Below are 23,145 nucleotides of genomic sequence, written 5' to 3'. Positions count from 1 at the left end.
ATCGTAGGACCAGCCCAACGTCGTGCAGGACCCCGGTAGCGGCCTAGATTTGAGGTCACCGGCCTCCCAGATCGTTGCCATCCCGATCCCCTGGCCCGCCGGGCTGATGCAAGCCTCAGATCTGAGCTCGCCTCGTGAGACCCGGAGGCGACACCCCGACCGGAATCGGCACCCCGCCACAGCCCCGATTCCCCAGCCGCCGATTCCTGCTCCCTTTCCGCCTCACCGTTGATGCCGCTTCTCCATCGCATCGCCAGACGACTCCCCAGCCCCCTGCTAGCCCCCCTGACCGACCAGAGGCCCGCAGCACGTCTGATCCGTCATTCGGCGAAGAAATACTGGAAGCTTCTGGCGCTCAACTTCTCCACCAGTCTGGTCGCCAGCCTCAGTGAGGGCGCCACCCTCGGGATCATCTTTCTTTCGGTCAGCCTGATCAGTGCTCCCGAGAACAGTGACTGGAGCAAGATTTCCGTCCTCGGATCCCTGAGCCAGCTTCCCTGGTTGCACGACTGGCTGAACAGCACCCTCAGCACCCGCTCCGGTCGCGACGGCATCTTCATCCTGCTCCTGGCCACCGCCGTGGCCCTGCAGGGCCTGATGGCGGCGACCAGTTACATCAACAGCGTCAGCACCGCCGTGATGGGGGCCCGGATGGGCACCGAAATCACCGCCAAACTGAACGATCGGGTCCTCTCCCTGACCTTCGGCTGTGCCAGCCGGTACCGGGTGGGCGACCTGCTGAATTATGTCGGCTCCGGCGGCAGCACCGTTCAGAAGGAAATCAACCTGGCCAACGGGCTGTTGATGAACAGCCTGCAGCTGATCATCTACCTAGGCATCCTGGTGGCCATCTCCCCATGGCTTCTGCTGGTGGCCTTCGCCATGGCCAGCGTCATGCAGACCATCCAGAAAGTGCTGCTGCCCCGGATTCGCAGGAATTCACGCGAGCAGCAAACGGTGGGCGTCGAACTGTCCAGCCATCAGAACGAGCAGATCCAGGGTCTGCGGCTCCTGCACAGCACGGGGCAGCTGGAAAGTTCCAGGCAAAAACTGAAGGTACTGCTTGGCGAAAGCAAACGTCTGTCCATCCGACAGAGCAAGCTGTCGAACGTCGTGCAGCCGATTTCCAACATGCTGCCGATCATCTCGATCGCCATCATCGCGGCACTCAGCCTGATGGTGTTCAAGGATCGCAGCAGCGGCGTCCTGCCGAGCCTGGTGACCTTCATCATCGCCCTCCAGAGACTCAACCAGAGGGTCGGCACTCTCACAGGCCTGGCCACGGGCTATGCGGCCAACAGTGCCAGTGTGGAGCGTCTGAACGACATCCTGCGCGATGACGACAAGGAATTCATCCGCACCGGTGGCGTGCCCTTTACGGCACTCAGCGATCGGATTCAGCTGGACGACGTTTCCTTGCGCTACAGCCCCAATCTGCCGGAGGCCCTCTCCTCCATCCAGCTGACGATCGGCCGCGGCCAGACGGTGGCCCTGGTCGGCTCCAGCGGCGCCGGCAAGAGCTCCATCGCCGATCTGCTGGTGGGCCTCTACGAGCCCACCGGCGGCCGGATCCTCGTCGACGGCGTCGATATCCGGTCGATCAATCTGGCCAGCTGGCAGCAGCGGCTGGGGGTCGTCAGCCAGGACACCTTCCTGTTCAACGCCAGCATCGCCAGCAACATCGGCTTCGGTGTCGAGGACGCCTCCATGGACGACATCATGGCGGCGGCAGCCAAGGCCCAGGCCTCCCGCTTCATCAGCGACCTTCCCGAGGGCTACGACACCAAGATCGGAGAACGGGGCTACCGGCTCAGCGGCGGCCAACGCCAGAGAATCTCCCTGGCCAGGGCGATTCTGCGCCGACCTGAACTGCTGATCCTCGATGAGGCCACCAGTGCCCTCGACAGTCAGAGCGAACGTCTGGTGCAACAAGCGATCGAACAGTTCGAGCGCCAGCACACCGTTCTGGTGATCGCCCACCGTCTCAGTACGATCGTCAATGCCGACGTGATCTGTGTGCTTTCCGAAGGAAGAATCGTGGAGCGGGGCCGCCACCATGAGCTGCTGGCCCAGGAGGGTCTCTACGCCAGACTCTGGAATGACCAATCCAAACACCCCCAGCAAACGTCCCTATCGGCAGCACCCGTCTGATGGCTTTCCCACTCACTGGGCCGACCTTGCAGGAGCACGAATCGTTCTCATGATCATTGCCTGCACGATCGACAACAACTACATCCGGCACTGCGCCGTGATGCTGAAGTCCCTGCAGCTCTCCAATCCAACAGAAAGCCTCAGCGTCTATATCCTCCACGGTGTCATCGATGCCGCGGAACGAGCACGGCTGGCGGCCTATCTCGGCGAGTTCCTTCCTTCGGTCTCCTTTCTGCAGCTGGATGAGCAGATGCTCGCGGGTTTCCCCGTCTTCGGCCACATCAGCCTGGCCACCTATTTCCGGCTGCTGCTGCCGGCGGCCCTTCCCCATGCGGTGGAGAAGGTCCTCTACCTGGATTCCGACCTGATCGTGGTCGACACGCTGCGGGACCTCTGGGAATCACCACTGGAGGGGAACAGCATCGGTGCGGTGGAGGAACACAACCAGGAGTTCGACCGCAACCGCCTCGGCCTGGCGGAGGGCTCCCTCGTCTTCAATGCCGGGGCGATGCTCATCGATCTGGGCCGCTGGCGGCGGGAGAACATCCTGGCCAACGGGCTGGAGTTCGCCCGCACCCATCCCGAGCGGATCAAGCACTGGGACCAGGACGTGCTCAATTCCCTGCTCGAGGCCCGCTGGCGTCCCCTCGACTGGCGCTACAACGCCCTGCCCCACCTCTGGATGCATCCCGAGTACACCGCTGCCGACACCCCCCTGGGCCGGCAGGCGGAGCGGGCCCGGACGAGCCCCGCGGTGATCCACTTCGCAGGGTCGGGCGTGGCCAAGCCCTGGCACCATCGCTGCACCCACCCCTGGCGGCAGCGGTACCTGGAGATCCGCCAGCAGACGCCCTGGGGGCACCTGCCCCTGGAAGGCACCCCCAGCACCTCCCTGGGGGAACGGCTCGGACGCCTGCGGTTCCGGGTCAAGAAGGCCGGCAAGGCCATGCTCGGCAGGCTGGCCCCCCGCCACCGATGACCATCCAGATCGGCGACCATCGGCTCACCTGCATCGGCTACGCCGACAGCACCGAGGCGGATCTGCTGGGTCGCTTCCTGCGCCAGGGAAGCCGCGCCCTGGCCGAGACCCAGGGGGAGTACGCGCTGGTGATCGAGACCGACGCCGGGGACGTGACCGTGGTCACCTCGCCGGTGGGGGCCACCCATTACTACGTCCTTGAGCACGACGGCCGCCTCTTCCACGGCGACCGGGTCGCCGAGATCCTGCGCCGCAGCGGCCTGGCCTGGAGCTGGAACTGGCAGGCCCTCGGCGATCTCTGCCAGCTGGAGAACCTGACCGACAACCAGACCCTCCACCCGGCGATCCGCCGGGTGCCCCCCGGCAGCATCCTCCACTTCACCGATGGCAGGGTCTCCCTCCACACCGTCGCGGTTCTCGACCACATCCCGCCGGCCCCTGCCGACCCCGACGCCGCCGTCGACGCGCTCAACGCCGCGGTCCTGAGGCTGGCGGGAGACAACCCCTATCTCTCGCTTTCGGGCGGGTTCGATTCGCGGGTGATCCTGGCGTCGATGCTGCGCCAAGGCCTGCGTCCCCATCTGATCACGATGGGGCGGGAGGACGCGACCGACGTGCAGGTGGCCCGCCGCATGGCCCAGCGCTTCGATCTGCCCCACCAGCTGATCAGCCTCGAGCTGGACGACGTCTTCGCCCACGCGCCCACCATCTCCAGCGTCACCAACGGCACCAAGACCGCCTGGCACTGGCACACCTTCCTCTATCCCCTCAAGGCCGCGATCCCCGCCGAGGCCACGTTCTTCGTCGGCACCCTGGGGGAATTCGCCCGTTCCTACTACTTCGACCGCGGCTGGCTGGGCCGCTTCGCCTCCCTGGCCCCCGACGTCGCCCTCGGCCGGTTCTGGAGGATGAAACTGAACCGGCACCCCAGTTTCTCGGCCGAGGAACTGCACCACCTGGCGCCGCCGCTGGCCGCCGAGCTGGTGGCAGAGGGCCGCGACCGTCGGGCCGCTCGCCTGGCGGGCTTCTGCCGCGGTGGGTTCCTGGAAGGCCTCACCCGCTATTACTTCGAGCAGCGGGTGCCGAACTTCTACGCCAACGGCATCCGCATGTACCGGGCCTCCAGTGCCTGGCGCTCCCCGTTCCACGACCGCCGCTGGATCGAGGCGATCTGGAACCTTCCCGATGGCTGGAAGCTGGGCTCCAACTGGCACCGCCATGCCATCGCCCGCAACTGCCCCGAACTGCTGAGCTTTCCGGAGGAGAACGGCTTCGACCGGCGCCGCATGCTGCCCAAGGCCCCTCCCCTCTACTGGACGCCGCCGATGCGGCGGGCCCGCTACGTGAGCTACGACCTCAGCGCCGACTGGTACCGCGACCCGCGGATGCATGCCTTCCTGCTCGACCACGCCGGACGGATCGACGATCTGGTCGATCCCGAGCTGATCGGGCGGATCCTGGAGGCCCACCGCAGCGGCACCGACCGGACCAGGACCCTGGCCTTCCTGCTCACCCTGATTGTCTGGAAGCAGGTGATCGCCCCATGAGGGTGCTGTTCGTCTCCCACATGGCCACCCGCAGTGGTGCCCCGCTGCTGCTGCTCTGGCTGCTGCGCTGGCTGATGGCGCAGAAGCGCGGCATCGAACCGGCGGTCGTGCTGCTCAGTGATGGTCCCCTGCGCCCCGATTTCGAAGCCCTGGCGCCCACCGAGGCCTGGAGCCGGCCGCTCTTCCAGCCCCTGCGCGAGCGTGTTGCCGCCCGGCTGGGACGGGGAAGGGCGGCCAGTCCCGCCGAGCTGCTGGAGGGGGCGGTGCAGCGTCACCGGCCGGAGCTGATCTACCTGAACACCCTGGTGCTGGGCCAGCACCTCCGGGGCCTCGCCGCCGATCCGGCCCGCCCGGCCTGCCTCAGCCATGTCCATGAACTGGAAACGACCCTGGCCACCATGAGCAGCCCGGAGGCCGTGGCCCGCCAGCTGTCCATGTCCAGCGTCGTGGTGGCCTGCGCCGAAGGGGTGAGGCAATCCCTGCACACCCACCACGGACTGCCCCTGCAGCGCTGCACCGTGATTCCGGGATTCCTGCCCTACGCCGCCCCCGGACAGGGCCAGCCCCCGCCGGAGACCCTGCCGGGCGAGCCCACCAGCCTGGAGCCCGCACTGGAGCCCGCACTGGAGCCCCTGGAAGCGGCCCTGGCGGCGGGCACCTTCGTGTTCGGCTTCGCAGGCCAGGCGATCACCCGCAAGGGTTTCGACCTCTTCCCCCTGCTGGTGAAGGAATGTGAGCGGGTCTTCGCCGGCCAGCCTTTCCTGGCCGTCTGGCTCGGGGCCTCGCCAGGGCAGGAGCCAGTGCTGATGGCCCGGCGGGATCTGCAGCTGCTGGGGCTCGAGCACCGGGCCCTGCTGCTGCCACCGATGCCCTCCGCCATCGGCGTCATCGGCCGCTTCGCCGTCCATGGCCTGCTGTCGCGGGAGGACCCCTATCCCCTGGTGGCCCTCGAGGCCGCCGCCTCGGCCGTGCCGACCATCTGCTTCGAGGGCGGCGGCGGCATCGTCGACTTCGTGGCCGACGGCTGCGGGCTGGCCGTCCCCTACCTCGACCTGGCGGCCTTCGCCGCCGGCCTGCACCGGCTCAGCAACGACCCGGACAGCCGGCGCCGCCTGGGGGAGCGCAGCCGGGCCAGGGTGTGGCGGGAGTCCGGCATCGACGACGTGGCGCCCCGTCTGCTGGCCTGCATGGAACGGGCCGTCGCGGCCGGACCCCACCATGGCTGAGGTGCCCCTGCCCGAAACCCGCCCCCTCTACGGCTGGTCCGGAGCCGCGGCCATTTCCGTGCCCGATCGGTTCCGCAGCGACCCGGACCGGCCGCTCTTCTCCATCGTCATCCCCACCCTCAACCAGGGGGCCTACATCGAGGACACCCTGCTCTCGATCCTCTGGCAGGGCTACGACAACGTCGAGATCATCGTGGTGGATGGGGGCAGCACCGACGACACCCCGGCGGTGCTGGAGCGCTACCGCCCCTGGATCTCGGTGCTGATCAGCGAGCCCGACCGGGGCCAGTCGGACGCGATCAACAAGGGCTTCCGCCGGGCCAGCGGTTCGATCCTGGCCTGGCTCAACTCCGACGACGTCTATCTGCCCGGTGCCTTCCACACCGTGCTGGCCTGCTTCGCCGCCAAGCCCGGCGGCCGCTGGGTGATCGGCAGTGGCGACATCATCAGCGCCGACCAGCAGTTCCTGCGCCATGTGCCGGGCCGGGAGGGATCCGAGGACACCATGCTGGCGATCGAGAATGGCTGCTTCCTCCTGCAGCAGAGCTGCTTCTGGAGCGCTTCCCTCTGGCAGGAGGCCGGGGGGCAGGTGGACGAGTCCCTGAGCCTGCTGATGGACTACGACCTCTGGTGGCGCTTCTCGCAGCGCTGCTCCGGCATCGTCACCCAGGAGAAACTGGGGGCGATGCGCTATTACCCCACCGTGAAGACCCGGCGCCAGGGGGAACGTTTTCCGGCCGAACTGGCCACCATCTACGCCCGCTACGGGGCCAGCGCCTCCCTCGATCGCCTGGTGCAGCGGCTGCTGGCGGAGAAGTCCGCCCTCGGCGAGCGACTCTCGGCCCTGGAGCGCCAGCTGCCGGTGCGGCTGCTGCGCCGCCTGCGGCTCCTCCCCCGACCATGACGACCCCCGAACTCTTCGTCGGCATCACCAGCTGGAACAGCGAGCTGTTCCTGCCCCACTGCCTGGAGGCGCTCCAGCGCACCACCCGGGGCCTGGAGACCCACGTCTGCGTGCTGGACAATGGCTCCACCGACCGCTCCGTGGCGATCGCCAGCGAGCGGGGGGCCGAGGTGGTGCAGCGCCGCTGCAGCCAGCCGGACGCGCTCAATGCCCTGCTGAACCGTTCCCGTTCTCCGTACACGCTGCTGTTGCATGCGGACGTGATCCTGCTGGCACCGGACTGGTTCCAGCTGTGCCGTTCGCGTTTCCACGAGGGGGTGGCGCTGGTCTCACCGCAGGACATCGGCTGCGGACCGCTCACCCGCCCCTTCGGTGCGGGCATGCCGGAGAGCTCCTTCCTGCTGATGCACACCCAGCGGTTCCGCCGCTGCCGGCGCCTCCACTGGCGGCGCAAGGGGCGGTTCCCGCGGCCGCGCTACGAGGTGGACTTCCAGGGCCCCCACATCACCCACCACCTGCCGATGGAACTGAAGCGGCGCCGGCTCAGCTGGGTGCCCATGGACGTCTATGTGTCCAACCGGGCCAGCGAGCCGTTGTTCACGCCGGCCTCCCCACCGGCGATCTGGAGCGACGAGCTGGCCTACCTGCGCTACGGGCTCGGCAACTTCTACGGGCTCGACGGCACGATCACCCACTACCACAACTGGTACGACCGGATCGCCGCCCGGGAGAAGACCGAAACGGCGCCGAACCCCTCGCGCAAGGATTTCCCGGTGGACTTCATCCGCTCCTACACCCACCGGCTGCTGGAGGACTACAGCGCCGGCAGGCTGGAGCTTCCCACCGACCTCAGCACCACCCGCACCCCCAGGGCGCTCTAGCCCCATCGTTTCCTCCATGACCGGTCCCTCGTCGCCACGGCCGATCGCCGCCCACTTCCTGCTGGTGCCGGAGCTGCTGCACTCGCCCCCCAACGAGGCGATCATCTCCGCCCTGCTGGAGAACGGCTACGACGTCCATGTCTTCGCCCCCGGGCCCTGCGGCAGCACCGCCCCCTACGGCGACCGGGTCAGCACGCACCCGGTGGCCTATTCGATGCGCTGGCTGCTCAGCCAGGCCTGGCGGCCGCGCTGGCGCCGCTACGCCTGCTTCTCGGGCACCACCGAGGATCCGATCGCCGTGGTGGGCGTGCTGGCCCGCCTGCACCGCCGTCCCTCCTTCGTCCTGGGGGACGAGATCCGCGCCGGCAGCTACCGGGGCCCCCGCTCGGAACGCTGGAAAGGGCTCTGCCTGCAGGCCTACCGGCGGGCGCGCTTCACCATCGTCAACGACACCCACCGGGTGGATCTGGTGCGCGACTATGCCGGCCTGCCGCCGGACCAGCCCGTTCTGGTCTACCCCGGCTGTTTCCGGCAGCCCCCCCAGCGGGATCAGGTGCTGCGCCGGGAGCTTCGCCAGCGCTGGGGCCTGCCATCGGATGCCCTCACCCTGGCCATCTCCGGGGGCTTCAACCTCACCGCCGGCGCCGACTGGCTGCTCGACGCCCTGCATGAGGATCCGGCGCTCTGCGCCGTGGTCCAGCCCCTGGGGGTGGACCCCCTGGCGCTCTACCTGCTGCGGCGCCTGAGCCTGGGGGGCCGGCTCCACATCGAGACCGGCCGGCTGTCCTGGCAGGAGGCCTGGCGATCGGCCGTGGGCTACGACATCGGCCTCGCCGTCTACACCAATCCGGCGCCCCAGTTCCAGGCCATGGGGGTCAGCTCCAACCGGCTGTGCATGTACCTCGCCATGGGGGTGCCAGTGATCTGCAGCCGCCAGCCGAGCTTCCAGTTCGTCGAGGACTTCGGCTGCGGCGTGATGGTCGACGACGGCGCCGGCTTCCTGGCGGCGGCCCACCACCTGGGGGCCGACCTGGACGCCCGGCGGGAGGACTGTGCCCGCTGCTTCCGCGACCACATCCGCCCCCAGGAGCGTTACCGCGCCCTGGTGGAGGCGATCGGCGCCCTGGGGCGCCCCTGAGGGAGCACCCACCACCGCCGCCATGAACCGCTCCTCCCTCAACCTGCGCCTCTACCTCGCCGCCCGGGCCGTGGTCCACGGCAGCCGCCGCCGCATCCCGCGGGCCCTGCTGCCGCCGCGGCGGCCCCTCGGCGACCGCTTCAGCTTCGCGATCACCACCTTCGAGGCCCGCTACGAGACCTACTTCCGTCCCCTCTACCGCTCCCTGCGGCGCAGCTTTCCGGAGGTGCCGATCCTGGTGGTGGTCAACGGCCACGGTGATGGGGCCAGCCAGAGCCGCTACCTGGAGCGGCTGTGCCGCGAGCTGGCCAACGGCGAGCCGCCCCATCGCCGCTTCCTGCTGCATGAGCGGGTGGTGGGGCTCTGCCAGATGTGGAACGAACTCCTTCAGGCCAGCCCCACCGCCACCACCCTGGTGCTCAACGACGATCTGCGCATCGACCCCTACCTGCGGCGCTGGGCCGAAGCGATGGCCTGGGAGTCGGTGGACCTCAGCCTGCTGAACAACACCTGGTCCCACTTCGCCATCAGCCGCCGCTGCTGGGAGCGGATCGGCGCCTTCGACCAGAGCTTCAGCGGCATCGGCTTCGAGGACATGGACTACACCGCCCGGGCCTCCCTCGCGGGGGTGCGGATCGGTGGAGTGGCCTGTCCCTATCTGCACCATGCGAACGACCAGCCCGCCACCACCTCCTTCGACGGCCAGTCGGAGCGCGTCTGGGGCAAGTACACCTCCGCCAACCAGGAGGTGTTCGTCCGCAAGTGGGAACGCTGCCCGGGGCCGGAGGGGACCTACATCCGCCAGCTCGGCCACCACGTGCGGCCCATCGCCCCCCTGCCGCACCTGCCCGTGCCGCCCCTGAACGCGGCCGGGCCGGGGATCGTGCACCTGGATCGGACGCCATGAGGGTGCTGGTGCTCGCCCCGTCCGCCTACCTGCTCGGCGGTGTCCAGGACTGGCTGGCGAACCTGGTGCCTGGCCTGCGGGAGGGGGGGCTGGAGGTGACCGTGGCGGTGCCCGACGGGGACCATCACCGCCATGGTCCCTACGCCCGGGCCTATCCGGCCCTGGCGGCCGAGCCGATCGTCAACCCCAGCGGCAGCGCCGAAGGCCGAATCCGCGCCATCGCCAGCCTGCTCGGCAGGCTGGACCCGGACCTGGTGCTCGGCGTCAACCTCGTCGACCTTTACCCCGCGGCCCAGCGGGCCCGGCGCCAGGGCCGGTTCCACGGACGGGTGGTGATGACCCTGCATGCGCTGCAGGCGGACTACTTCGGCGACCTGCTGGTTCACGGCGCCGGCATCGACGCGGTGATCGCCACCAACCGCCTGGCCTGCCGGCTGGCGAGCGGGCGGAGCGGGATGGATCCGAGCCGGGTGCTCTACGCCCCCTACGGCGTGCCGGTGCCGGCCTGGCAGCCCCCCGGCGGCGATCCGGCCACCACCCTGCGGCTGGCCTGGGTGGGGCGGCTGGAGCAGCCCCAGAAGCGGGTCCACGATCTGCCGCCGTTGCTGGAGGCGCTGCAGGCCCGGGGCATCAACGTCCAGCTCAGCATCGCCGGTGACGGCAGGGAGCGTCCGGTCCTGGAGGCCTCCCTGACCCCCTGGATCGAACGCGGCCACGTGCGCATGCTCGGCCATGTCGACCAGGGCCGGCTGGCGGCGGAGATCTACGGCCATCACCATGCCCTGGTGATCACCTCCTCCTGGGAGACGGGCCCGATCGTGGCCTGGCAGGCCATGGCCAGTGGCATGGCCGTGGTGAGCAGCCGCTACGTGGGGGCGGGCCTGGAGGGGGCCCTGGTGCACGACGCCACGGCCCTGCTGTTCCCCTGCGGGGATACGGACGCCGCGGCCGGCGAACTGGCGCGGCTGCGGGACCCCGCCCTGCTGGAGCGGCTGTCCAGGGCCGGTCACGGCCTGGTGGCGGGGCGCTACAGCGAGGCGGCCTCCCTGGCCGCCTGGCGCCGCGCCCTCGACCAGGTGATGGAACTGCCCCCCCTGCCGGAGGCCCCCTCCGAGCCGGCGCCGCCCCCCGCCGGACGGCTGGACCGCTGGCTGGGCCGTCGGCGGGGCGAGGGGCTGCGCCGGCTGCTGGGGCTCCGCTTCCGCCACGGCAGCGCCGGCAGCGAGTGGCCCCACTCCGGCGGCACAGGCGCCGGCAGTGCCGCAGGCGGAGGGGCGGCTGGCGAGGACCTGCTGACGGCGGCGGCCCGCCTCGACGACCCCGGTGCCTCCCATGGCTGAAGCGGCAGGGCCCACCCCGCGGGAGCGGCTGGGGGTGTGGCTGATGGACCGGCTCCGCTACGAGGGGCTGCTGCGCCGGCCGGCACCGGCCCAGCTCCGGATCGCCAACCGCCGCGAGCGGCTGGAGGCCGCTCCCGACGGATGGGGCCAGGCCTGCCTGTGGCGCTACACCTCCCGCCTGCACGCGCCGGCCATCCAGCCGGAGCTGGGCCGACGCCTGCTGCGCCGCTGCCTGGCGACGGCGCCGATCCGGCGCCGCGCCAGCCCCGGCTGGGCCGATGGGCCGCCGGAGCTGAGCGTGCTGATCGGCCACCGGGGCAGCGAGCGGCTGCCCCTGCTGCTGGCCACCCTGGAGTCCCTCGCCGCCCAGGAGGGCGTGCGGCTGGAGTGCCTGGTGATCGAGCAGGACAGCGAGCCCCGCATCGCCGACCGCCTGCCGCCCTGGGTGCGCCACGTCCATGGGCCCCTGCCGGACCCGGCCGCCCCCTACAACCGCTCCCACACCTTCAACCTCGGCGCCCGCGAGGCCCGAGCCCCGGTGCTGCTCCTGCACGACAACGACATGCTCGTGCCCACCGGCTACGCCCGCCGCCTGCTGGAGCGGATCGCCCGCGGCTACGCGGTGGTGAACCCGAAGCGGTTCGTCTTCTACCTCGACGAGGCCCACAGCGCGGCCGTGCTGGCCGGCTCCGACGCCTACGACGCACGGCCGGCGGAGGCGATCGTGCAGAACCTGGAGGCCGGCGGCTCGATGGCCATCACCGCCGAGGCCTATGCCGCCATCGGCGGCATGGATGAGGGCTTCGTCGGCTGGGGCGGCGAGGACAACGAGTTCTGGGACCGCTGCCTCACCCGGCCCACCTGGATCTGGGGCTACGAGCCGATCGTGCACCTCTGGCACCGCGGCCAGCCCCTCAAGCACCAGAAGGACAATCCCAACCTGGAGCGGGCCCGGGCCGTGATGCGGCGCCCCGCCCTCGAGCGCATCGCCGACCTGCGGCCCGCCCCGGTGCCCGGCCTGGTCAGCACGATCATCCCGGTGCACAACCGCGCCGCCCTGCTGCGCGAAGCGGTGGCCAGCGTGCTCCAGCAGGACCACCGGCCGATCGAGATCGTCATCGTCGACGACGGCTCCAGCGACGACACCGCCGCGGTGGCCGATGGCCTGGCCGCCGCCCATCCGGACCTCATCCGGGTGATCCACCAGCCCAACGGCGGCCCCGGCGCCGCCCGCCAGCGGGGCCTGGACCACAGCCGCGGCGAATTCGTCCAGTACCTCGACAGCGACGACCTGCTGCTGGCCGGCAAGTTCAGCGCCCAGGTGGGGGCCCTGCAGCGCTCTCCCGGGGCCGGGATCGCCTACGGCCCCAGCCTGGAGGAGGACCATTCCCGGCGGCCCGTCGAACGGCGCGGCCCGATGCGGGCCACCGGCCAGCACCTGGAGCGGCTGTTCCCCCGGCTGCTGCTGGAGCGCTGGTGGACCACCAGCTGTCCCCTCTACCGGCGCGACCTGCTCGACCGCATCGGCCCCTGGCAGCCCTGGATCAACGAGGAGGACTGGGAGTACGACGGCCGGGCCGGCGCGACCGGGACGCCCCTGGTGTGGGTGCCTGGCGAGGTGTCGGTGCGGCGGATCCACATGGGCGACGACCACCTCAGCGACCGGGGCCACCTCGACCCCCGCAAGCTGGCGGACCGGGCCCGGGCCCAGGACTCCCTGCTGCGCAGCGCCCTGGCCGCCGGCGTCAACCCCGACGGCCCCGAGATGGCCCGCTTCTGCCGCTCCGCCTTCCTGCTCAGCCGCCAATGCGGCGCCGCCGGCGCCGAGCAGGCCGCCCGACGTCTGTTCCAGCTGGCTCGGCGCCACGGAGCCCGGCGGCCGCGACGGCAGCTGGAGTTCCTGCTCTACGGCCTGCTGGCCACGGCCCTGGGCTGGGGGCGGGCGGCCCGGCTGAGCATGGGAGTCCGGACACGGCTGCAGCCAGAACCCCGCCCCGGGGGGGAACATGACCTGAGGTGATGCAGGAGACTGTGGAGCACGAATCCGGCACGGCCCCGCTGGTGTCGGTGGTGATGGGGGTTCGCAACGGCGGGGCCGGCCTCGCCGCCGGCCTCGATTCCCTCGCCGGTCAGGAGGGGGTGAACCTGGAGGTGGTGGTCGTCAACGACGGCTCCAGCGACGACACGGGCGCCCTGCTGGCGGCGCGGGCCGCCGCCGACCCGCGGCTGCGGGTGCTGGAGCGGCCGGGCCGGGGCCTGACCCGCTCGCTGATCGAGGGCTGCCAGGTGGCGCGCGGGGTCTTCATCGCCCGCCAGGACGCCGGTGACATCTCCCTGCCGGGCCGGCTGCTGCGGCAGGTGCGCTGCCTGGAGGACAACCCGGAAGCCAGCCTCTGCTCCACCCATGTGCGGCTGGTGGTGCCGGAAGGGGCGACCGTGCGCGTGAACGCTCCGGAGCCCGGGGAGCTGGCCGATGGCCTCACCGGTCCGGCCATCCACGGCTCGGTGATGATGCGGCGCAGCGCCTATGAGCGCGCCGGAGGCTATCGGCCGATGTTCTATTTCGCCCAGGACATCGATCTCTGGAGCCGCATGGTGGAGCTCGGCAGCCACCTGGTGGTGCCGGAGGTGCTCTACGAGGCCACCCTCTCCCCCGGCTCGATCAGCGGCTCCCGGCGCCGGGAACAGGAGGCGTTCCATGCCCTGATCGTGGCGGCCACCCGGGCCCGCCGCGGCGGGCAGCCGGAGGCGCCCGTCCTGGAGGAGGCCGAGGCCCTGAGCGAACGCTGCCGCGGCCTGCGGGCCCAACCGCGCCGGCAGGCCGACGGGGCCTACTTCATCGGCGCCTGCCTCAGCCACGAGCGTCCGGATCTGGCCCGCCAGTACCTGCGCCAGGCCCTGGCCCTCAACCCCTGGCACCTCAAGGCCAGGCTCAAGCTGGCCGCCTTGCCATGACCCTCAGCGTCGCCATTCCCACCTTCGGCCGCGATCAGGTGCTGATCGACAGCGTTGCCGCCCTGCTGGCGCTGGATCCACCCCCGTTCGAGCTGCTGGTGGTCGACCAGACGCCCCGCCACGATCCCGACTGCGAAGCCCGGCTGGGCGCCTGGCAGGCGGAGGGACGGATCAAGTGGCTGCGCTTGCCGACCCCCTCGATCACCGGCGCCATGAACGTGGCCCTGCGGGAGGCCCGCGGCGATCGGGTGCTGTTCCTTGACGACGACATCCTGCCGGACCCGGAGCTGCTCAACGCCCACGAACGGGCCGGCGGGGCCGAGCCCGACGCCATGCTGGCCGGGCGGGTGCTGCAGCCCTGGCACCGGGGCCAGAGCGACCCGGAGGAGGGGCCGTTCCTGTTCAACAGCCTGCGGCCCCGCTCGGTGGAGGAATTCATGGGGGGCAACGTGGCCATCCCCCGCCGGCTGGCCCTGGAGCTGGGCGGTTTCGACCAGAACTTCGTGCGGGTGGCCTACCGCTTCGAGGCTGAATTCGCCTTCCGCTGGCGCCAGGCCGGCCATCCGATCCAGTACGTGCCCGGTGCCCTGATCCACCACCTCCGGGCCGAGCGGGGCGGCACCCGCAGCTACGGCAAGCACCTCACCACCGTGAAGCCCGACCATGCCGTGGGGCGCTACTACTTCCAGCTGCGCACCCAGTCCCTGCCAGCGGCCCTGGGGGCCTGCCTGGGCGGCTGGCTGGGGTCGGTGCGCAGCCGTCACCACCTGCGCCATCCCTGGTGGATCCCCCCCACCCTCATCGCCGAAGGGCGCGGCCTGCTCTGGGCCCTGCGCCTGCAGCGCAAGGGTCCGGCCCTGCTGCCCACCCGCCGCCGGCGGCTGCTGATCGCCGGCAGCCACCCGGTGCAGTACCAGACGCCCCTGTTCCAGGCCCTCGCCGCCGCCCCCGGCGTGGCCACGGACGTGCTCTACCTCACCCTTCCGGACGCCCGCACCCAGGGCCTGGGGTTCGGGGTCTCCTTCGAGTGGGACGTGCCGCTGCTGGAGGGGTACCCCTGGCACCGCGCCGCCAGCGGCCGGGGCCGCGGCATCACCTCCGGCTACCGGGGCGTGTGGCTGACCCGGCCCCTGGGGGAACTGGGGTTCGGCCCGGCCCGGCAGCGACCCGATGCCCTGCTGCTGACCGGCTGGCACTTCCTGGGCATGGTGCAGCTGTTCATCGCCGCCCGGCTGCAGGGCCTGCCGGTGCTGCTGCGGATGGACTCCAATGCCTTCCGTCCCAGGCCCTGGCCCCTGAACCTCACCTACTGGATCCTGTTCCGCGGGGTGTCGGTGGGCCTTCCCGTGGGCACGGCCAATGCCCGCTGGTACCGCCAGTTCGGTGTGCCCCAGAACCGGCTGGTGCCCTCGCCCCACTTCGTCGACAACGCCTACTTCGGCGAGCGGGCCGCGGCCCTGCGCCCCCGCCGGGATGAGCTGCGCCAGGACTGGGCCATCCCCCGGGAGGCCTTCTGTTTTCTGTTCGCCGGCAAGCTCCAGCCCAAGAAACGCCCGCTCGACCTGCTCGAAGCGCTGCGGCAGCTGGTGATGGAGCCCCTGTCCCACCCGGTGCATCTGTTGATCGTGGGCACCGGCCCCCTTGAGGAGGCCTGCAGGGCACTGGCCAGCCAGCAAGGCCTGCCGGTGAGTTTCGCCGGCTTCGTGAACCAGTCGGGCATGCCCTCGGCCTATGCGGTGGCCGACGCCCTGGTGCTGCCCTCCGACCACGGCGAGACCTGGGGGCTGGTGGTGAACGAGGCCATGGCCTGCGGGCTGCCGGCGATCGTGAGCGACCAGGTGGGCTGTGCCGAGGATCTGGTCTTCGAGGGCCGCACGGGCCTGGTGAGCCCCGTCGGCCAGCCGGCGGCCCTGGCCGCGGCCATGGGGCGGATGGCCGCCGATCCGGCCGGCGCCGCCCGGATGGGGGAGACGGCGCGGGAGCTCGTCAACAGCCACTTCAGTGTGCGGACGGCCGCAGACGGCATCCTGGCGGGGCTGGCCCTGCTGGAGCGCCCCTGAGATGCCCAGGGCCCTGATCCTCTCCCTCCAGCCGCCCGGGGGCGGCGGCGTCCAGGCCCGCCGCTACGCCAAGCTCCTGCCCCATCTGCCGGCGGCCGGCTGGGAATTCCATGTCGTCGGCCCCGACCCCCGGCTCGATGCGGTCACCCCGGAGCCCTTCCCCGGCCAGGAGCGCTTCTGCCACTACAGCCGGCGGGTCTCCCGCTCCCAGCGCTGCGCCATCCGCAGGAACCGGCGCCGGCCCGGCACCCCGCTCCACCTCTGGTTCGGCCTGCGCCAGCTGATCCACCGGTGGCTGGAGCGGCTGGGGCGCCACGACCCCCAGGCCCATGCCCTCGAGGGCCTCAGGGCCACCGCCCTGGCGACGGCGGCGCGCCTCCCCTGCGATGTGGTGGCCGGCATCTGCCCGGATTTCCGCGTGCTTGAGGTGGCCCGGGAGGTGGCCGGGCGGCTCGGCAAACCCTTCATCGCCATCTACGACGATCCCTTCGGCCACCGGGAGAAGGGCCACTTCCATCCGGCCCACCCCGAGCGCCAGCGGGCCGTGCTGGCCGCCGCCGCGGGGGCCGTGTTCGCCTCACCCCTCACCCTGGAGCGCTACCGGGAGGAGGGACTGCTGGGCGCCACGCCGGCCCGGTTCCTGCCCGACTGCTTCGAACCCGGCGAAGCTCCGCCGGCTGCCCCTCCAGACCCCGCGACCCTGACGCTGTTCCATCCCGGCAACCTCGGGCCCTGGCGGCCGATCGAGCCGCTGCTCGAGGCCGCGCGGCGCTGGCGGCCCGAGGAGCAGGGTGGGCTCCAGATCCAGCTCTACGGCTATCTCTACGCAGCGGCGCGCGCGGCCATCCGCAGCGACCCCCGCCTGCGCCAGATCGTGCAGGTCCATGCCGCGGCGAGCAACGAGCGCTCCCACCAGCTGGCGGAGGCGGCCGATGGCCTGCTGGTGCTGATCGGCCCCCGCCACAACGACAACCTGCCCTCCAAGTTCTTCGAATACCTGCCCCACGCCACGCCGGTGCTGGTGGCCGGACCGGCGGGCAACCCGCTGCAGTGGATCGTCGAGGACCTGGAGAAGGGGATCTACTGCGACATCGAGAGCAGCGCGGCCATCTTCGACGCCCTGGTGGAGCTGCGGCGCCGGGCCGGCTGGTTCCGTGAGCGCCATCGGCACAACCTGGACGCCATCGCCGCCTATGCCGCCCCGGCGGTGGCCGCGGCCTGGGGGGCGGCCTTCGACGGCTTCCTGGCCGCTCGGCCGGCGCCATGAAGGTTCTGCATGTCATCCCCTCGATCAGCCCGCTGCGGGGCGGCCCCAGCCGGGCCGTGATCGACATGGTGGCGGCCCTGCGGCTCCGGGAGGTGGACGCGGCCATCCTGACCACCAACGACCATGGCCCCGGGCTGCATCCCGATCTGGTCACCGGCCGCTGGCAGCAGCACCAGGGGGTGCCGGTGCTGGCCTTTCCCCGCTGGAGTCCGCCCGTCGGCGCCCTGCGGGAGTTCGCCGTCAGTCCCGGTCTCAGCCTCTGGCTGGCCCGCCACCTGAAGGACTACGACCTGCTCCATATCCATGCCCTGTTCTCCTACCCGTCCACCAGTGCCATGGCCCAGGCCCGCTGGGCCGGCGTTCCCTACATCCTGCGCAGCATCGGCCAGCTGAGCCCGTGGAGCCTGGCCCAGAGCCGCGGCCGCAAACGTCTGATGCTGGGGCTGATCGAACGGCGCAACCTGCAGCGGGCGGCCGCCCTGCACTTCACCACCGGCGCCGAACGGGATGAGGCCGCCGCCCTCGGCCTGGCTCCCCCCACCCTGGTGCTGCCCCTGGGGGTGCGTGGCCCCGAACCAGGGGCCCCAGCGGCGGCCGGCCGGGACGGCGCCGCACCGGTCCGCTTCCTGTTCCTGTCGCGGCTGCACCCCAAGAAGCGTCTGGAGAACCTGCTGGACGCCCTGGCCCTGCTGCAGCGGCGCCAGCCCGACGCCCCGTGGGAGCTGGCCATCGCCGGGGACGGTGAGCCGCGGTACGTCGCTGGCCTGCAGGAGCGCAGCCGTCGGCTGGGCCTCGAAACCCGCTGCCGCTGGCTGGGGTTCGTGGAGGGGGAGGCCAAGTGGCGGGCGCTGCAGGCCGCTGACTGGTACGTGCTGCCGTCGGCGGCGGAGAACTTCGGCATCGCCGCCGTGGAGGCCCTGGCCGCCGGCACCCCGGTGATCCTGTCCCCGGAGGTGGCCGTGGCCGCCGATGTGGACCGTTGCGGGGCCGGCCTGGTCTGTGGCAGCGACCCCGAAGCCCTCGCCCAGGCCCTGGCCACCGCCCTGGTGCGGCCATCCCTGTCAATGCGGGCGTCCGCCCTTAACCTGGCTCAGATGGAATTTTCCTGGAGCACGATCGCCCTTCAGCTGCGTGACGCTTACCGCCAGGTGCTGACCTCCTCCGCCGGCCGATGACCATCCTGCTGCTGATCGTGCTCTTCGGCGCCCTGGCCGCCGTGCTGCTCGACGGCGACTGGCGGGCCGGCCTGATGGTCACCCTGCTGATCGGCTTCGTGCAGGATCCCCTGCGCAAGATCACCCCGGACCAGCCCGGCTACATGGTCGGCCTCGTGCTGATCGGCTTTGCCCTGTGCGGCGTGGTGCTGTTCGAGCGAGCCGGCCGCTTCAATCTGCGGGCGATGTTCTGGACCGTGCCGCAGTTCGACGGCTGGGTGACCGTCTACTTCACCCTGATCGCCCTGCAGAGCCTCAACAGCTTCGCCCGCTTCTCCGACATCCGCCTCACCGCCATCGGGGCCGCCTTCTTCCTGGCCCCGGCCTTCGGTCTCTGGGTGGGCTTCCAGGTGGGCTGCTCCCTGCCGTTCCTCAAGCGCCTGCTGACGCTCTACCTGGTCGGGTCGACGGTGATGGCCTTCACCGTCTATCTCAGCTTCCAGGGGGTCGACCATCCCACCCTCCAGGAGGTGGGTGAGGGCCTGCTTATCACGTTCCGCCACGGCTTCTCCGCCCAGGGGGCCTCCGGCTTCTGGCGCACCAGTGAGATCGCCTCCTGGCAGCTGTCGGCGGCGGCCTGCATCGCCGCGTCGATGGGCATCGCCAGCCAGAAATCCACCAACCAGTTCGGGCTGCTGCTGCTGGCCGCGGGCTTCGCCTTCCTGACGATCCTCACCGGCCGACGCAAGGCCCAGGTGCTGATCATGGCCTTCGTGGCCATCTATCTGCTGCTCTTCAGCCGCCGGGCCAGCCCCGCCTCCAAGGAGCGGGTCATCACCAGTGTGCTCGGGGTGGCCGGCATCGCCTATCCCCTCTATGCCTTCATCCTCTCGGAGAATCTCGGCGAAAACTTCGGCGAGTACACCAACCGCTCCCTGACCATCCAGCAGGACCTGGTCGAGCGCTTTGATTCCCAGGGCATCGGCGCCACCCTGAGGGCCATCGAGATCTCCGACGGCATCGGCATGGGGGTGGGTGCCGGGGCCAGCACCGGCGGCCTGGTCAGGAATGCCGCCCGCGATGCCATCCAGAGCGTGGGCTTCGTCTCCGAAGGGGGCGGCGGCCGCCTCATCCTTGAACTCGGCATCCCGGGCATCGTGGTGCTCGGGGTGATCTTCGTGCTGCTGGCCCTGGTGCTGCTGCGCAACTTCCGCCTGCTGAAGCAGCTGCCCCAGTCCACCTCCGCCCTGCTGATGGGGCTGATGTCCTTCGCCCTGGCCAACGTGCCGGCGTTCTTCTCGGCGGCCCAGCTCTACGGCGATCCCTTCGTGCTCATCCTGATGAGCCTTTGCCTGGGTTCCTTCCTGGCCATCCCCACCCTGGTGTCCCAGCAGCAGGAGCAATTGGCCCTGTGGCAGGAGCAGCAGCGCCAGCGGCAGATCTTCCTGGAGCAGCACTCCCAGCCCCAGGCATGAGTCTGTCCGAGCCCCCTGCCGCGCTCCTCACCGCCCTCATCCTGACCCACAACGAAGAGGCCAACATCGGCCGCACCCTCGACCATCTGGGCTGGCTGGACTCCATCCTGGTGATCGACAGCGGCAGCAGCGACGCCACCCTCACGATCCTCGCCGGCCATGGGTCCGTCCGGGTGCTGCACCGGCCATTCGACAGCTTCGCCGACCAGTGCAACTTCGGCCTCGACCAGATCAGCTCCCCCTGGGTGCTGAGCCTGGATGCGGACTACCTGATCCCGCCGCCGCTGGCCGCCGAAATCCAGGCGGTGATCAGGGATCCGGCCGCCACCGCGATGGCCGGCTATGCCATCCCGTTCCGCTACTGCATCGGCGGCCGGCCCCTGCGCAGCGGCATGCTGCCCCCGCGCACCAGCCTCTATCGCCGTGGCCTGGGCCGCTACCGCAACGACGGCCACGGCCACCGCATCGTCCTGTCGGGACCCGTGGGACGGCTGCGGCAGCCGATCTTCCACGACGACCGCAAGCCCCTGCAGCGCTGGCTGGCCTCCCAGGGCTCCTACCTGGCGATCGAGGCGGCCAAGCTGCGGGCCACCCCCTGGCGCCAGCTGTCGGTGGCGGATCGGCTGCGGAAGCACACCCCCCTGGCCCCCTTCGCGGCCCTGCTGTTCTGCCTGGTCTGGAAGGGGGGGGTGCTGGAGGGCTGGCGCGGCTGGGCCTACGCCCAGCAGCGCATGTATGCCGAACTGCTGCTCCATCTGATGCTCCTGGAGGGCCGCTGCAGCCCCTCGACTCCCCCCTGAATGCCCACAGGACCCTGCAGGATCTGGAGGTTGCCCTAAGGTCCGCCCTGACCGCCGGACTGCCCGCTTCGAGTCACCCGTCGATTCCCCCGTCTCGCTCTTCTCGATGCCCTCGATCCTGATCACCGGCGGCGCCGGTTTCATCGGCGTCAACGCCGCCCAGCACTTCGCTTCCCTGGGGTGGGAGGTCGCGATCCTCGACAACCTCTCCCGCCGGGGCACCGAGGACAACCTCCGCTGGCTGCTCGATCAGCATCCCGCCATCGCCTTCCACCGGGTCGACATCCGCCAGGCCGAAGCCCTCGCCGAGGTGGTGGCCGCCGTCCGGCCATCCATGTTGCTGCACCTGGCGGCCCAGGTGGCGGTGACCACCTCCTACACCAACCCCCGGGAGGATTTCGAGATCAACGCCCTGGGCACCTTCAACGTGATGGAGGCCGTGCGACTCCATTCGCCTGAGAGCTTCGTGCTCTACGCCTCGACCAACAAGGTCTACGGCGGCATGGAATCGGTGCCGGTGGAACTGACCTCCCACGGCTATCGCTTCCGCGATCTCCCCTCCGGCGTGCCGGAAAGCCAGCCCCTCGATTTCCACTCCCCCTACGGCTGCTCCAAGGGGGTCGCTGACCAGTACACGATCGACTACGCCCGCATCTACGACCTGCACACCTGCGCCTTCCGCCAGTCCTGCATCTACGGCACCCGCCAGTTCGGCATCGAGGACCAGGGCTGGGTGGCCTGGTTCAGCATCGCCGCCCTGCTGGAACGGCCGATCACCCTCTACGGCGACGGCTGGCAGACCCGGGACGTGCTGGACGTGCGCGACCTGGCCCGGGCCTATGAAGCCGCCTGGCACAGCCGCGACCGCATCAGCGGCCAGGCCTTCAACATCGGCGGCGGCCCCGTCAACACCCTCTGCCTGCGGGATCTGCTGCGCTTCCTGGAGGAGGAGCTGGCCATCACGCTCTCGCCCCTCAGCGGCCAGTCCCGGCCGGGCGACCAGCCGGTGTTCATCTGTGACGTCAGCAAGGCCGCCGAGCAGCTGGGCTGGGCGCCGGAGATCAGCGTCGATGCCGGCGTGCGCCACCTGATCCGCTGGGTCCGTGACAACCGCGATCTGTTCGGCTGGCTCAGGCAATGAGGCGGCCCCGGGCCCTGGTCAGCACCATCGAACCGGTGGACGGCGGCGTGCCCGCCATGACCACCGCGGTCACCCGGATGCTCGAGGAGCTCGACATCGAGCCCGTCTTCGCCTGGTACGCCCCCTGGAGCAGCCATCCCCGTCTGTCGGTGCCGCTGCATGCGGTCCCCAGCGGCCGAAAGCCGGCCCAGACCCAGCGCCGCGTCTACGGCGACCATGAGGGCCATGGCCTGGGGGCCTGGCTGCCGGAGCTGGAGTTCACCCACTACCTGCCGCGGCGGGCCTGGAGGGAGCTGGTGGCCGGCTGCGACCTGCACCTGTCGGTGACGGGCAATCCCCTCTGCGCCGTCCCCTTCGCCCGCCTGGGGATTCCCTTCCTGGCCTGGGTGGCCACCCCCTGGAAGGAGGATCGCGTCGACCGCGTCAGGGGCTTCTCCCGGCCCCGGCGGCTGCTCGACCGGATGCTCAACGGACCGGTGCTGCAGCGGCTGGAGCGCCAGGTGCTGCGGGCCCCCCGCGGGCGGATCCTGGCGTTGAGCGGCTACACCGCCAGGGCCCTGGAGGCACTGGCCCACCGCCCCATGGACGGCGTGATGCGGATGCCCGTGAATCCCGCCATCTTCCGTCCCGCCCCCGAACGGCTGGTGCCCTGGCGCGTCGGCTTCGCCGGGCGCTACGGGGATCCCCGCAAGCACATCACCCTGCTGCTGGAGGCCGTGGCCCGCCTCGTCGCCGCCGGCCACCCCGTCGAGCTCGTGCTGGCCGGCGAACAGGACGTCGATCGCCTGCGCGGGCCCCTGGTGGCGATGGGACTGGCCGAGCGGGTGCGCTGCCTGCCCTGTCTGGCCCCCGGGGCCCTGGCGGAGCTGCTGCAGACCCTGGATGTGTTCGTGATCCCCTCCCACCAGGAAGGGCTGTGCATCGCGGCCCTGGAGGCGATGGCCTGCGGCGTTCCGGTCGTCAGCACCCGCTGCGGCGGCCCGGAAGACTACGTGATCGACGACCGCACCGGCCAGCTGGTGGCCAGTGATCCCACCGCAATGGCGGCGGCGATCGCGGCGATCGGTGCCGACCGGGACCGGCGCGAACGCCTCTCCGCCGGCGCGCTCACGTGGGTGCGGGAGCAGGCGAGCCCCCAGGCGGCCCGGCGCACCTTCCTCGCCCACCTGGAGGCGATTGCCCCCCCCGGCAGGATTCCCTCCCTGCGGGAGGCCTAGGGC

18 protein-coding genes are annotated in these 23,145 nt (G+C 70.8%); all 18 read left to right on the top strand.

Annotation, left to right across the window (positions count from 1 at the left end; genetic code table 11):
• The first annotated feature begins 231 nt into the window (after positions 1-231).
• The 18 genes from KUG38_RS02740 to KUG38_RS02655 all read left to right on the top strand — a co-directional run bounded on the left by KUG38_RS02740 (position 232) and on the right by KUG38_RS02655 (position 23,142).
• Positions 232-2,151: an ABC transporter ATP-binding protein gene (locus tag KUG38_RS02740; protein WP_216918944.1), complete on the top strand. Its 1,920-nt coding sequence runs from the start codon at positions 232-234 to the stop codon at positions 2,149-2,151.
• Between the two features lie 49 nt (positions 2,152-2,200).
• Positions 2,201-3,130, top strand: coding sequence for a glycosyltransferase family 8 protein (locus tag KUG38_RS02735; protein WP_216918943.1), 930 nt, complete (start codon positions 2,201-2,203; stop codon positions 3,128-3,130).
• Positions 3,127-4,677: an asparagine synthase-related protein gene (locus KUG38_RS02730; protein ID WP_216918942.1), complete on the top strand. Its 1,551-nt coding sequence runs from the start codon at positions 3,127-3,129 to the stop codon at positions 4,675-4,677. The genes KUG38_RS02735 and KUG38_RS02730 overlap by 4 nt, the downstream gene beginning before the upstream one ends.
• Positions 4,674-5,903 (top strand): glycosyltransferase family 4 protein, encoded by a 1,230-nt coding sequence (locus tag KUG38_RS02725; RefSeq protein ID WP_216918941.1) that lies wholly within the window; start codon positions 4,674-4,676, stop codon positions 5,901-5,903. The genes KUG38_RS02730 and KUG38_RS02725 overlap by 4 nt, the downstream gene beginning before the upstream one ends.
• Complete coding sequence (locus KUG38_RS02720) at positions 5,896-6,807, top strand: glycosyltransferase family 2 protein (protein WP_216918940.1); 912 nt, start codon at positions 5,896-5,898, stop codon at positions 6,805-6,807. Before KUG38_RS02725 ends, KUG38_RS02720 begins: the two co-directional genes overlap by 8 nt.
• Positions 6,804-7,688: a glycosyltransferase family A protein gene (locus KUG38_RS02715; protein ID WP_216918939.1), complete on the top strand. Its 885-nt coding sequence runs from the start codon at positions 6,804-6,806 to the stop codon at positions 7,686-7,688. Before KUG38_RS02720 ends, KUG38_RS02715 begins: the two co-directional genes overlap by 4 nt.
• Before the next feature lie 16 nt (positions 7,689-7,704).
• On the top strand, positions 7,705-8,826 hold the full coding sequence (locus tag KUG38_RS02710) for a glycosyltransferase family protein (RefSeq protein WP_216918938.1): 1,122 nt from the start codon (positions 7,705-7,707) through the stop codon (positions 8,824-8,826).
• 22 nt (positions 8,827-8,848) lie between these two features.
• Complete coding sequence (locus KUG38_RS02705) at positions 8,849-9,733, top strand: glycosyltransferase family 2 protein (RefSeq protein ID WP_216918937.1); 885 nt, start codon at positions 8,849-8,851, stop codon at positions 9,731-9,733.
• On the top strand, positions 9,730-11,073 hold the full coding sequence (locus tag KUG38_RS02700; RefSeq protein ID WP_216918936.1) for a glycosyltransferase family 4 protein: 1,344 nt from the start codon (positions 9,730-9,732) through the stop codon (positions 11,071-11,073). The genes KUG38_RS02705 and KUG38_RS02700 overlap by 4 nt, the downstream gene beginning before the upstream one ends.
• Positions 11,066-13,093, top strand: coding sequence for a glycosyltransferase family 2 protein (locus KUG38_RS02695; RefSeq protein ID WP_216918935.1), 2,028 nt, complete (start codon positions 11,066-11,068; stop codon positions 13,091-13,093). Before KUG38_RS02700 ends, KUG38_RS02695 begins: the two co-directional genes overlap by 8 nt.
• A complete protein-coding gene (locus KUG38_RS02690) occupies positions 13,093-14,028 on the top strand; it encodes a glycosyltransferase family 2 protein (RefSeq protein WP_216918934.1) in 936 nt (311 codons plus the stop codon). Before KUG38_RS02695 ends, KUG38_RS02690 begins: the two co-directional genes overlap by 1 nt.
• Complete coding sequence (locus tag KUG38_RS02685) at positions 14,025-16,088, top strand: glycosyltransferase (RefSeq protein WP_216918933.1); 2,064 nt, start codon at positions 14,025-14,027, stop codon at positions 16,086-16,088. Before KUG38_RS02690 ends, KUG38_RS02685 begins: the two co-directional genes overlap by 4 nt.
• A gap of 1 nt (position 16,089) precedes the next feature.
• A complete protein-coding gene (locus KUG38_RS02680; RefSeq protein ID WP_216918932.1) occupies positions 16,090-17,355 on the top strand; it encodes a glycosyltransferase family protein in 1,266 nt (421 codons plus the stop codon).
• Positions 17,352-18,530, top strand: coding sequence for a glycosyltransferase (locus KUG38_RS02675; RefSeq protein ID WP_216918931.1), 1,179 nt, complete (start codon positions 17,352-17,354; stop codon positions 18,528-18,530). Before KUG38_RS02680 ends, KUG38_RS02675 begins: the two co-directional genes overlap by 4 nt.
• Positions 18,527-19,984 carry a hypothetical protein gene (locus KUG38_RS02670; protein WP_216918930.1) on the top strand — a complete coding sequence of 486 codons (1,458 nt, stop codon included), beginning with the start codon at positions 18,527-18,529 and terminating at the stop codon, positions 19,982-19,984. Before KUG38_RS02675 ends, KUG38_RS02670 begins: the two co-directional genes overlap by 4 nt.
• Positions 19,981-20,784, top strand: a complete 804-nt coding sequence (locus KUG38_RS02665; RefSeq protein ID WP_216918929.1) for a glycosyltransferase family 2 protein — start codon at positions 19,981-19,983, stop codon at positions 20,782-20,784. The genes KUG38_RS02670 and KUG38_RS02665 overlap by 4 nt, the downstream gene beginning before the upstream one ends.
• Before the next feature lie 106 nt (positions 20,785-20,890).
• Positions 20,891-21,925, top strand: a complete 1,035-nt coding sequence (locus tag KUG38_RS02660; protein WP_216918928.1) for a GDP-mannose 4,6-dehydratase — start codon at positions 20,891-20,893, stop codon at positions 21,923-21,925.
• Positions 21,922-23,142 (top strand): glycosyltransferase family 4 protein, encoded by a 1,221-nt coding sequence (locus tag KUG38_RS02655; protein WP_216918927.1) that lies wholly within the window; start codon positions 21,922-21,924, stop codon positions 23,140-23,142. Before KUG38_RS02660 ends, KUG38_RS02655 begins: the two co-directional genes overlap by 4 nt.
• Positions 23,143-23,145 lie beyond the last annotated feature (3 nt).

The sequence above is a fragment of the Synechococcus sp. CCAP 1479/9 genome, assembly GCF_019038535.1.
Taxonomy (GTDB): domain Bacteria; phylum Cyanobacteriota; class Cyanobacteriia; order PCC-6307; family Cyanobiaceae; genus Cyanobium.
The sequence above is the reverse complement of the archived record's forward strand: the minus strand, read 5'-3'. Positions and strand labels throughout refer to the sequence as shown.

Excerpts from the sequence above, each read along its gene's own strand:
- KUG38_RS02705 (WP_216918937.1), top strand. The coding sequence starts at position 8,849 with ATGAACCGCTCCTCCCTCAACCTGCGCCTCTACCTCGCCGCCCGGGCC.
- KUG38_RS02725 (WP_216918941.1), top strand. The coding sequence starts at position 4,674 with ATGAGGGTGCTGTTCGTCTCCCACATGGCCACCCGCAGTGGTGCCCCG.
- KUG38_RS02670 (WP_216918930.1), top strand. The coding sequence starts at position 18,527 with ATGACCATCCTGCTGCTGATCGTGCTCTTCGGCGCCCTGGCCGCCGTG.
- KUG38_RS02675 (WP_216918931.1), top strand. The coding sequence starts at position 17,352 with ATGAAGGTTCTGCATGTCATCCCCTCGATCAGCCCGCTGCGGGGCGGC.
- KUG38_RS02660 (WP_216918928.1), top strand. The coding sequence starts at position 20,891 with ATGCCCTCGATCCTGATCACCGGCGGCGCCGGTTTCATCGGCGTCAAC.
- KUG38_RS02740 (WP_216918944.1), top strand. The coding sequence starts at position 232 with ATGCCGCTTCTCCATCGCATCGCCAGACGACTCCCCAGCCCCCTGCTA.
- KUG38_RS02730 (WP_216918942.1), top strand. The coding sequence starts at position 3,127 with ATGACCATCCAGATCGGCGACCATCGGCTCACCTGCATCGGCTACGCC.
- KUG38_RS02665 (WP_216918929.1), top strand. The coding sequence starts at position 19,981 with ATGAGTCTGTCCGAGCCCCCTGCCGCGCTCCTCACCGCCCTCATCCTG.
- KUG38_RS02710 (WP_216918938.1), top strand. The coding sequence starts at position 7,705 with ATGACCGGTCCCTCGTCGCCACGGCCGATCGCCGCCCACTTCCTGCTG.
- KUG38_RS02690 (WP_216918934.1), top strand. The coding sequence starts at position 13,093 with ATGCAGGAGACTGTGGAGCACGAATCCGGCACGGCCCCGCTGGTGTCG.
- KUG38_RS02655 (WP_216918927.1), top strand. The coding sequence starts at position 21,922 with ATGAGGCGGCCCCGGGCCCTGGTCAGCACCATCGAACCGGTGGACGGC.
- KUG38_RS02735 (WP_216918943.1), top strand. The coding sequence starts at position 2,201 with ATGATCATTGCCTGCACGATCGACAACAACTACATCCGGCACTGCGCC.
- KUG38_RS02695 (WP_216918935.1), top strand. The coding sequence starts at position 11,066 with ATGGCTGAAGCGGCAGGGCCCACCCCGCGGGAGCGGCTGGGGGTGTGG.
- KUG38_RS02700 (WP_216918936.1), top strand. The coding sequence starts at position 9,730 with ATGAGGGTGCTGGTGCTCGCCCCGTCCGCCTACCTGCTCGGCGGTGTC.
- KUG38_RS02685 (WP_216918933.1), top strand. The coding sequence starts at position 14,025 with ATGACCCTCAGCGTCGCCATTCCCACCTTCGGCCGCGATCAGGTGCTG.
- KUG38_RS02715 (WP_216918939.1), top strand. The coding sequence starts at position 6,804 with ATGACGACCCCCGAACTCTTCGTCGGCATCACCAGCTGGAACAGCGAG.
- KUG38_RS02720 (WP_216918940.1), top strand. The coding sequence starts at position 5,896 with ATGGCTGAGGTGCCCCTGCCCGAAACCCGCCCCCTCTACGGCTGGTCC.
- KUG38_RS02680 (WP_216918932.1), top strand. The coding sequence starts at position 16,090 with ATGCCCAGGGCCCTGATCCTCTCCCTCCAGCCGCCCGGGGGCGGCGGC.